A 9,581-nucleotide genomic window follows, 5' to 3' on the forward strand; every position below is an offset into this window, starting at 1 on the left:
CTCGGCGCTCTCCCTTGGGGACCAAGCAGTCCGCGATTGTGACAGCGGGCGCACTGCCAGGGATCTGCATGGATCCTGGTGGGTCAGGGGAACTGTTACCTCTTGACAGGCTTTTTCATAGAAGGGCAGATGAGCCGCCAAGCGCGAGAACTCACCCGCCCAATCCGCACACGCAGAGGGAATCACCCTCCGCAGCCACGGCAGCGGATCGCGTAGGGCATTTGTCTTGAGTCGTCCCGTCGCCCTTCTCCGTCGCGGGTGATGAGGCCGCCGAGCCCCTCGTGGGGCCAGAGAAGAGCTTCTGATCGGCTCAGAGAGAAGTATCCGGCCGGAGCACGCGCCGGTCAAGCGTGACGGAGTTGTCGTGAAGGAGCTGTCGTCGGAGCCCGTGCCCGTGCCCTTCTCGTCATCGACGACGGCCTGCCCGTTGACATTTCCCCCTAGACGCGGTCCGATTCAGCCTGTTCCAACCCTGGGGGGATCATGGAACCCAAGCGCAACGCCCTGGTCGTCGACGACGAAGCCAAGGTCTGCTCCATGCTCAGGAGGGCATTCGGACCGAGCTTCGACCAGGTGCACACCGCCACCTCGTGTTCCGAAGCCGACATCGTCCTCAGGGACGGCATGATCACGCACCTCGTCTGCGACTACTGCCTCGGAGCGGGGCAGCCGCTCGGGACGGAGGCGGTCGTGGCATGGCGGAAGGCGTACCCCACCATCACCCGGGCCTTGATCTTCTCAGGGAGCGACGTCGCGTCTATCGTGGCCCCTCCCGAGGTGGACGCGGTCGTGTCCAAGCTCGAAAGCGTGAAGGTTCTGCTCCGGCTCCTTGTGGAAGGGCGATGAGCGGGGCGGCCTGGACGATGACCCCTCAGACAACATCGATGGAGGAGGCATAGCCATGAGGACGATTGGGTCCACTTTGCCCTGGATCCGCATCACAAGGACCGGCGAAGGGGACGGGAGAGCTACCGTAGCGTTCGAGAACGCGAACAGCGACTTCGTCATCCCGGCGGAGCTGGGCTTGACGGAACTCAACTACGATTCGCTCATCGCTTCGCAGCTTCCCGCGATTGCCGGGTGCCTCGCCGCAGGCGGATTGATCAAAGACGACTCGGCGCTTTTATTCCTCGGGACCGTGCGCGACACCGGGGAGCCGAACAAGCCCAAGCGGGTGGACGTGCTGCTGGCCGAGGCGTCCGCCGGCAGCGGCGGCGCGCCTGGCGATTTCCGCCGGCTCGTGCTGGTGGAGGACAAGCTCGACAAGAACCCGGAGAGCCGCAGACGGGTCCTCTCGCAGATCCTCGACTATGCTCAGACGTTCCAGAGCATGACGTTCGAGGACCTGCGCTCACAGATCAGCGAACAGCTGCGACCGTGGCTGGACGAGTACCGCCTGGAGGTCGAGCACTGCCTCGACGACGGTGATTTCCTGCTCGTTCTTGCGGGAGATAGGATCCACCCCAGGGCACTCGAACTCGCCGACTGGGAGTTGTCGAAGCAGAACCGCATGCTCTCGAAGTACGAGTTCGCAGCCGTGGAGCTTTCTCTCTACGGAATCCCTGGGACGAAGGACGAGTATCTGTTCATCCCCCACCTCGTAGGTGCCGTGAAGGCGACCGAACGAACCTGCATCAAGCTCGACCTCACTGTCCGAAGCCAAGACGGGGCGGAACTGAAGATAGCAAGGCCAGTCATCACCGAGGTCTTGAGCGAGGATGGAACAGAAGAGGATGGTCCTTCACGTTCAGCCCCGATCAGCCCGGCGGCGTACTTGAATAACATGAGGGAGCTTTTCGATGAGCCGCGAACGGCAGCTGTGCAAAAACTTCTGGAATGCCTGACGCGACTCGCCGCCAGTTCCCGTGATCGTTTCAAGATTCGGTACGGGGCCAAACCGAACTTCTACTGGATCTCCGGCGGAGGTACAGAGTCGAGGATTTTCACCCTCACCAACGACGGAAGGATGAGGCTCTTCTCCGAATCCCTCATCAAGCAGGGCATGGGAACCCTGGCGGAGCAGATCAGAGCTACAGCAACGGACAAGGTCCCGGGAATTCACGAAGGAGGCGACTTCCATCAGCTCTCTGTGGACATCACTTCGGAAAGCGTCAATGCCCTGTGCAGCGTGGCGCAGTACGTTTACGAAGTCCTCTCGGAGGAGCGGGGCAAGGCATAGCTGGTTCGGAAAGCCCAACCCGAGTCAGCTCGCGACCCCGACTGCAACGGGTCCGGCGGAGAGTCGCCTCATGCTCGTGATTGAGGTGCTCCTCGCCGTTCTCCCTGATAACACCTACTTCTCCTGCGACGCCTTGTAGTGCTCGCCGCACATGCCCCCGCCCCTGGCGTAGCGGTTCTTGCCACAGCCCGGCACAGAACATTTGGGATAGTTGATATGGCGCTTCTTCTTGGCCGGCTTCGCCGCCTTCAACGTCTTCTTCACCGGGGTAGCCTTGGTGATCTTCTTGGTGGTCTTCTTGGTCACCTTCTTCGTCGGCTTCTCCGCCACCACCTTCGGCGGACGGCCGGGCTTGCGGCCCGGTACTGCTGCGCTCTTCGGCGGGCGACCTCGTTTGCGGGCCGGAGATGCCGCAGGAGCCCCGCTCAGAGCGAGCAGCTCTTGAAGCGTGGAATCCTTCACGGCGGCGATGATCGATCTGGAGAAGGCGCTGGCGGCCTTCTCGATAGTGGCGTGGAGATTCGACATGTCCTTGACCTCGTCGGGTTGGGGTTGTGATGACTGGTGAAATAACGAGACGTCGGGAGGATGTCAACCTGAGGATCATAATTGAACCACCTCCACGCCGACCTTCTGCTATCATGCGAGAGGTATTCGCGATAATGCTGGGCTTCTCACAAATAAATCATGGGGATGAACATGAGTGAACTACGCAAGGCGTTGTTGGTGATCATCTTCATCGCGGGCCTAATTGCCGCACTCCTTCTCCTCTATTTTGCCGACGAGAAACACGACTCGCTTCTATGGGTACTGGCTATCTCATCCGGATTGTTGTCGATAGGTGCGTTTTCTTGGCTTCTCGTCGGCTTACTCCGCAGAGAGGAAGAAAAGCTCCCAGACTTTCTCGGAGAGAAGTTCCTAAACTGGTTCGACCAAGACGGACTCTCATTCACGGTGAGGGCCGATGAGGTCGACGGGGTGTTCTGTCTCCACGTCTGGTTTCAGAGTCGACGAGATCGGCGATGTCGAGCCGTCGTGGCTCTGCGGCCTGGGAGGCGGAACAAGGGGTTTGGCAATCCGAAGATCGAGTTCGAAGCCCCGCCTGCGGCCTTCGGCTGCGCGTCGCTCCCAATCGCGGTCGGTTCCGAGTTTCAAGGCAGGGACATCGCGCTGAACATCGGCGCGAGCGTTTCCTGGCCTGATGGCAATGGAAAGCTGGTCCGGTTTCAGGAAGGGATGGAGGTCGGTTCTGCACCAGGAATCGACCGCAGAGATCGTATGTTCATGGCGGGCGCGGCGATGAGTGGTGGGTTCGGATTCGTGATTCCTGCAACAATCACCCTCTCCGTCCCTGAAGGGGTCGCATCGACGATTTCACCTGAGCCATCCACCACTCTTGAAATCTCATGGGAGCTTGCTTCTTTCTGCTCTACTCCATGAAATCCACGCCTCTTGCGGCTTTCACCGACCGAGGATCACGTAGCCCCATGAACCCGCAGACCAGCTGGCTCATCCCAACTCGTGCGGACACATCAACACGAACATCGGGTATTCCGGGAACGAAGTTTCCGAATGCGTTCTCGTCATCTCGACGCGCATGCCGCGTTCGTTCGTGGGCAGAACGTTGAGCTGCGCAAGCATCGCGAAAAGCCCAGCCAAGCTCATCCGGACATTTCTCAAATTCGCGAGAGGAAAATTCTGATGACGACCGTGCTTCACGAGGTTGTAGTCCCTGTACCACGGCAGGGCCGGCGACGCCGATGACCAGTTCTCGAAAGGTCGCACCATAGCTGGGCTCGGTTGCCAAGGGACGACGGATACGTCGAAACGCTCCATCGCGATCAGCGGCTCCAACTTCTTATAGTCGGCGATTGTGGTGTTGTCTCCGCCTACCGGGATCTCCGCGACCCTCAACGCCTCCCGGCAGACGCTCTCGAACTCCGTGCACGCCCTCAGATAGAGTTCGTAGAGCCGGTGCGAGAACACGGACAGGTTGTCGTCGACGGGTTCGATGAAGGTGAAGACGTCGCGCAGATCTGCGCAGAGCAGGTTTAAAGCGGCTAGCCAGGATTGACGGCCGGGGCTGTTCTTGAGGTCAGCGTGCGCCATTTCTTCGTCCTTTCTCTTTCCGTGATCAACCCTGTTCGTTGACCCTGCCCTTGAGCACCTGACTCGCCTTGAACTTCACGACCCGCCGCGCGCTGATTTCCAACTCGCCTCCGGTCTGCGGGTTGCGCCCCGTGCGCGTGGCCTTGTCCGCCACTGTGAAGTTCCCGAACCCCGAGAGCTTCACGTTCTCCCCCTCGGCGAGCCGCGCTTTCATCGTCTCGAACACGAGGTCGATCATCTCGGCAGCGCCAGCCCGGGTCGAGGCCAGATGCTCCCACCAGATCCTCTCCATGAGACCCGCCTTGGTCAGGCTCATCGTCACGCTCCTCTCCGGTCAGGTGCCACGTACCGCGTTCACGGCTCCCCCTGAGACGTGGACGAGGGCATGTTCATTCCGTTGGGCGGGCGCGCGGTGTCGTCGTTCAGGGTGCTGGAGTCGATGGACTTGGCCGAGACCTGGCAGAACGCGGGGAGCGTGCAGGTGTCGATTCGGAACAGCGGGCCTCCCGGGGCCGAGGCGTCGATTCGGTTGAGGGTGCCGAACGGGATGGACGGTGTGGGGGTGGGGAGGTCGCTGGCGACGTTGGGGATTCAACTGGCTTAGTAGCGCCTACCGGTAGCGGAACACGTCTAACAGTCCGCGGTCCACGACCAGCCGCCAGAAGAACTCCCATCCGTTCCCCAGACAATCATCAGGATCGCCGAGAAGACCTCGTTCCCAGAGAAGACGAGCAATCCCCCATCCGACGCCCCGGAGAAACAAGGCTTCGAATACCGTGGCCGGTTGGATGGCCATCAATGTATCCCGCGCCTTCCGGCGCACGTAGGGCATCCCCCGCAGATCTTCAACAGTCAGCGGTTTGTCACGCTCGCTTGCGAAGTCTGCTGGAAGGCCACGGGGCCTGGCGTAGATTCCTTCCGGGTCCTCCACAAGGCGTAAGACGACAAGCTGCCTGGTTGTTGCGTACGAAACACCGGGGATGGCGACCGCCTCGCGCAGTGTTCGAGGCTGTTCCTCAACGAGATCCCGACGAGCCTTGCGGCTCAAGCCGGGCAGCCCTTTGAGGTCTTCTTCTGAAATCCGTCTGCGCGTGCCCATCGGTGGGTAGGCTACCGCGTTTCTCCGCGTAGCTCGACAACAAGTAAACAAGGAGGTCGCCATGGCCGTGCTCGTCTGGGGGCTGCTCTACGCCCCGTGGTTCGTCGCACAGGCGTATAGGCGGGATGCCGTCTCCATGCGCGAAGTGAAGCGCGCTCGCAGGACGCTCGCGGAAAAGCACGGGGAGAGTCACTAGCGACCCTCTTGCTCCCCGGGGATCGCGCGTTACGTTTTTTTAATACGTCCTCCCCACGAGCGAGCTGTCACTAAGGGCCAACATCGTCCTGGGAGGACGTCCAACCTTGGAGGCCCCATGCGCGACGATCTCGATTCCTACCTGATCAAAGCCCTCGCCCGCGCCCTCGAACCCGCCGTCTCCGAGGCGGTCAAGCAGTCGGTAGCACGGGCTATCGACCCGACCATCGTCAACCTGATCCAGTACACCGTGGGAAAGGAACTCGAAGGCTCGCTTCGCGTGAACCTGGAACGCACGCTGAAGGACCTGACCAACGAGGCGGCGAAGCGCACCAGCATGACGGACGGGCCCGCGACCCAGCCGCTGCCCTCGGACCGGTTCCTCACCGTCAAGGAGGCGGCCCAGTACCTCTCCATCGGTAAATCGACGCTGTGGCGGCGCGTGAAGAGCGGCGAGTTGCCCTTGTACAAGGTCGGGCAGCGCGCCCGCCGGTTTCGGCTGGAGGACGTCGAGTCGCTGGTGAGGAGGCTGTAGTGCTCGACGCCTTCTTCGCAGCTGCCTTCAACTCGGAGTAGTGGCAGCAAACCGCCCCAAGGTTTTCGAGCCGGCCGAGGCTCACCGTCTTCTGCCCGCCGACCTTTGCATCCAACACCCGCGCCGGGAGAACGAAGAACCTCCACTGCGCGAGGTCGAGCGGGTCGGCAAGCTCCCGGTCCTTCTCCGTGAACAAGCAGAACACGTACACGTTCGCCTGCCGGCCGGCGGGTGCATCGCTCGTGTTCGTCCGCGCGTCCCAGGGCACCTTGGCCGGGGAGATGTTGAACGTGATCTTCGACGGCTGCTTCTGTGCCCAGCTCTGAAGGTAGGCGGCCGACTTCACCTCGACCGCGAGTCCCTCCGGTGTCCGGAGGTCGACGGCATCCCATTCGGCGCGGGGCTTATCGCTCTCCAACCCGAGGGCGTTCAACACGATGAACTCGGCGAGTACACCCCGAAGCGCGTTGCTGAGGAGATCGGAGGCGCTCCAGCGCCAGAAGTCCCGCAGGCAGAACGGCAGCGTCCTCCCTTCGACGGTGAAGGGCTCGTCGCCGGAGTGGATCTTGGTGTCCATCCTGCCAGCGTACATCACGCGAGACCTCGTGTGCAGTTGCCCTATACTCCCGGTATGACCGTCGGCCGCCTCCACCTCGGTACCTCCTCCTGGTCCTCGCCGGACTGGGTCGGGCCGTTCTACCCGCCCGGGACACCGCCCGAGCGGTTCATCGAGCACTACGCCACCGTCTACGACACGGTCGAGATCGACTCTACCTACTACCGGATGCCGACCAAGGCGAACGTCGAGGCGTGGCGCAGCCGCACGCCCGAGGGGTTCACGTTCGCGGTGAAGACGCCGGGGGTGATCACGCACGAAAAGGCGCTCGTCGACGTCGGCGACGACATGGCCCACTTCCTGGAGGTGATCGGCGGGCTCGGATCGCGCCTTGGTCCGGTGCTGCTCCAGTTCCCGTACTTCAACAAGCAGGCGTTCGCGTCCCCTGCCCCGTTCCTCGAACGACTCGACGCCTTCCTCGGCACCCTGCCACGAGAGGCGCGCTTCGCCGTCGAGGTGCGGAACAAGGCATGGGTGAAGAAGCCGCTCGTCGAGCTGTGCCGCACCCACCGCGTTGCGCTCGCGTGGGTCGAGCAGGCATGGATGCCGTCTGCGGCCGAGTGGCCGAAGCTTACCGGCGGCCCGACGACCGACTTCGCGTACGTGCGCTTCCTGGGAGACCGCAAGAAGATCGAGGAGCTGACGAAGACTTGGGACAAGATGGTCATCGACCGCAGCGCCGTGCTCGCCGACTGGGTGCCGGTGATCCGCGGCATGATCGACAACGGCGTGTACACGTACGCCTACTTCAACAACCACTTCGCGGGGCACGCGCCGGAGAGCGCGGAGATGTTCCGGAAATTGTGGTCGGGATCCGTGTCCTCTCCGCGCGCTCCGGCATCGACATGCGGTCCGCCGCCGCGCTAAAATCCACGCCAATGGCACGTCGCGTCACCGGGAAGGTCTCCCGGTTCGGCGGGCGCGGGTTCGGGTTCATCGAGTCCCGCGAGCTGGACCGTGCGGCGTGGTTTCATGTGCGACTCCTCCGCGACGTCGAGGCGGTTCCCCAGGTCGGCGACGAGGTCGAGTTCGACGTGCTCACGCTGCCGGACGGCCGCATCCAGGCGCACGACGTCGCGCCAGCCGGCTCAGGCCCCCGCCCGGCAACGCGCCAATCGGAGTCGCCCACGGCGCGATCACCCCTGCGCGCCCGACTCCAGCTCCCGTTGTCGCTCGTGGAGGACCTCCGCAAGGAGATAGCTACAGCCGGGGTTGAGCCCGCGAAATCGACTCTCGTCGCCGTCGCGGAACCCGCCCCCGAGTCCATCGCCGTCCCAGAGGCACCCCCCGAAGAGCCGCCGGCCGAGGTCGTGGACGTCGAGCCCACCGAGCCGCCGAGGCCCGGTTCCATGGGCGAGCGCGTGCAGGAGATCCTGGGCGACACAAAACGCAAGCGCACAGAGGTGGAAGCCGCCGCCGATCAGCTCGAAGCGGAGTGTCGCTTGTCCGAGGAGCGCATCGCACTGGTCAGAGCAGACGCCGAGCGCCGCATCCGGAAGATCATCGAGGAGCGCGAGGAGAAGGAGCATAGAGCCGAGCAACTCCGGGCCGAGGCGGCGCTCATCGTTGTGAAGCCCGAGGAGCGGCGGGCGGCGTGGTCCACAGCGCTACGTGAGCGGAGCGCCGGGATCACGGCGACGCTCGTCGACCGCGCGCGTGCCCTGCGCGACCGCGAGACCGCGCGAAAGTCCGCGGTGGTTGCCTTGGGGGAAGCGACGGTCAAGCGCTACGAGGAGGTCCGCCGGCGCGCCCGGGACGTCGATGACCCCATCGCGGCCGAGGCGTACGGGTTCCGGGAGGCCGCGCTGCGCAGCGAGGTCGCCCGGTACGCGGAGGCGCTCGACGCGGCGGAGAAGACGGTGCGGATCGCCATCCCGGTCGCGGTCGCGGCTGCCAGGCAGCAGGTCGTGGCGGCGCTTCCGCTCCTTTCCGCGGACCTCCTCCGGGATCCGTGTTGGCGTGTTGCAGCCGCCTTCGCGAACGCGATGGAGCAGGCGGCGCGCGACGTGGTCGAGGAGGAGGGTGGACCTCCGCTATATGGCGAGGTGGATCGCTGCATCGCAGCCCGGCTTGCCGGGGACCTCGACGTGGAGCTGTTCGAGCTGCTCCTCGGCGAGGCGTGGGTGGCGCGGCCAACGCTGACCGAGCTGGGGATCGTCTTCGAGGTGGAGAAGGCACCGTCCCTGGAGTTCGCGCTGCGCGACACAGACGACCACAACCACGACGCCGACGAACCCGAGGGCGGGTCGCTCCCGGCCATGGCTGTGAGACTCGGGCTGTCGCTGAGCGAGGCGGTGGCGGCGCTGATCGCACACGGGATGCCGTTCCCGGACGACACCGTGGAACCGGGCGTCGAGGCGTCGCTGCGGACGCTGCTCGGGGCGAGCACCGAGGAAGAGGTCCGAGAGGAGCTGCCCGCGGCAACGATAACGCGGATCGACCGCTCGTCGCCCGCTGCCATCGCGAGCCGGATGCTGCTGAAGCTGCTCCGAGACGGCCGCGTCGGAGGGCGGCACACGCGGATCGAGCACGCCTACGGCCACCACTTCGCGGACAACGAGAAGCAGATCGCACACCGCGTGGCCGAACGGCTACTCGTGATGGGCATCCTGCGGAAGAAGCTGAACGAGGGGACGTTTCACGTCTACATCGACCCGCGGAAGCTGCGCGAGGTGTGGGCGATCATCAACATGAGCGAAGGAGCGTTCGAGTAGAAAAGGAGTACGGTGCCGATGACGAACGCCGTCGAGAAATCCAGAGCGACCGCCCGTTGGGCGGAGACGATGATGCGGTGGACCGCGACCTTCGCGAACGCCAGGCGCTGGCGGATGGTGTCGTTCCGTGGACC

The 9,581-nt window shown here is 63.7% G+C and carries 12 protein-coding genes; 8 read left to right on the forward strand and 4 right to left on the reverse strand.

Annotation, left to right across the window (positions count from 1 at the left end; translation table 11 throughout):
• Positions 1 to 483 precede the first annotated feature (483 nt).
• Positions 484 to 846, forward strand: coding sequence for a hypothetical protein (locus tag M0R80_29220; GenBank protein ID MCK9463720.1), 363 nt, complete (start codon positions 484 to 486; stop codon positions 844 to 846).
• A gap of 55 nt (positions 847 to 901) precedes the next feature.
• Entirely contained in the window at positions 902 to 2,179 is a 1,278-nt protein-coding gene (locus M0R80_29225) for a hypothetical protein (protein ID MCK9463721.1), read from the forward strand.
• Between the two features lie 114 nt (positions 2,180 to 2,293).
• Here the strand turns inward: M0R80_29225 and M0R80_29230 are convergent, their stop codons facing one another.
• Complete coding sequence (locus tag M0R80_29230; GenBank protein MCK9463722.1) at positions 2,294 to 2,707, reverse strand: hypothetical protein; 414 nt, start codon at positions 2,705 to 2,707, stop codon at positions 2,294 to 2,296.
• Positions 2,708 to 2,872: 165 nt separating this feature from the next.
• Here M0R80_29230 and M0R80_29235 point away from each other — a divergent pair, with 165 nt between their 5' ends.
• Positions 2,873 to 3,619, forward strand: coding sequence for a hypothetical protein (locus M0R80_29235; protein ID MCK9463723.1), 747 nt, complete (start codon positions 2,873 to 2,875; stop codon positions 3,617 to 3,619).
• A 69-nt stretch (positions 3,620 to 3,688) separates the two neighbouring features.
• Here the strand turns inward: M0R80_29235 and M0R80_29240 are convergent, their stop codons facing one another.
• Together M0R80_29240 and M0R80_29245 are read right to left on the reverse strand one after the other, a co-directional pair.
• Positions 3,689 to 4,288: a hypothetical protein gene (locus M0R80_29240; GenBank protein ID MCK9463724.1), complete on the reverse strand. Its 600-nt coding sequence runs from the start codon at positions 4,286 to 4,288 to the stop codon at positions 3,689 to 3,691.
• A 25-nt stretch (positions 4,289 to 4,313) separates the two neighbouring features.
• Positions 4,314 to 4,604 (reverse strand): integration host factor subunit alpha, encoded by a 291-nt coding sequence (locus M0R80_29245; GenBank protein MCK9463725.1) that lies wholly within the window; start codon positions 4,602 to 4,604, stop codon positions 4,314 to 4,316.
• A 57-nt stretch (positions 4,605 to 4,661) separates the two neighbouring features.
• Here M0R80_29245 and M0R80_29250 point away from each other — a divergent pair, with 57 nt between their 5' ends.
• The gene (locus M0R80_29250; protein MCK9463726.1) at positions 4,662 to 4,892 is read left to right on the forward strand and encodes a hypothetical protein; all 231 of its coding nucleotides are present in this window, start codon (positions 4,662 to 4,664) and stop codon (positions 4,890 to 4,892) included.
• Between the two features lie 6 nt (positions 4,893 to 4,898).
• Here M0R80_29250 and M0R80_29255 read toward each other — a convergent pair whose 3' ends face one another.
• Entirely contained in the window at positions 4,899 to 5,387 is a 489-nt protein-coding gene (locus M0R80_29255) for a hypothetical protein (protein ID MCK9463727.1), read from the reverse strand.
• Positions 5,388 to 5,700: 313 nt separating this feature from the next.
• Between M0R80_29255 and M0R80_29260 the strand changes: the two genes are divergently transcribed.
• The 4 genes from M0R80_29260 to M0R80_29275 all read left to right on the forward strand — a co-directional run bounded on the left by M0R80_29260 (position 5,701) and on the right by M0R80_29275 (position 9,447).
• Entirely contained in the window at positions 5,701 to 6,117 is a 417-nt protein-coding gene (locus M0R80_29260) for a helix-turn-helix domain-containing protein (GenBank protein ID MCK9463728.1), read from the forward strand.
• Positions 6,118 to 6,305: 188 nt separating this feature from the next.
• On the forward strand, positions 6,306 to 6,443 hold the full coding sequence (locus M0R80_29265; protein MCK9463729.1) for a hypothetical protein: 138 nt from the start codon (positions 6,306 to 6,308) through the stop codon (positions 6,441 to 6,443).
• A 305-nt stretch (positions 6,444 to 6,748) separates the two neighbouring features.
• Positions 6,749 to 7,600: a DUF72 domain-containing protein gene (locus M0R80_29270; protein MCK9463730.1), complete on the forward strand. Its 852-nt coding sequence runs from the start codon at positions 6,749 to 6,751 to the stop codon at positions 7,598 to 7,600.
• Between the two features lie 11 nt (positions 7,601 to 7,611).
• Positions 7,612 to 9,447 (forward strand): cold shock domain-containing protein, encoded by a 1,836-nt coding sequence (locus tag M0R80_29275; protein ID MCK9463731.1) that lies wholly within the window; start codon positions 7,612 to 7,614, stop codon positions 9,445 to 9,447.
• Positions 9,448 to 9,581: the final 134 nt, after the last annotated feature.

Source organism: Pseudomonadota bacterium, assembly GCA_023229365.1.
In the GTDB taxonomy this organism is placed as follows: Bacteria; Myxococcota_A; Polyangia; order JAAYKL01; family JAAYKL01; genus JALNZK01.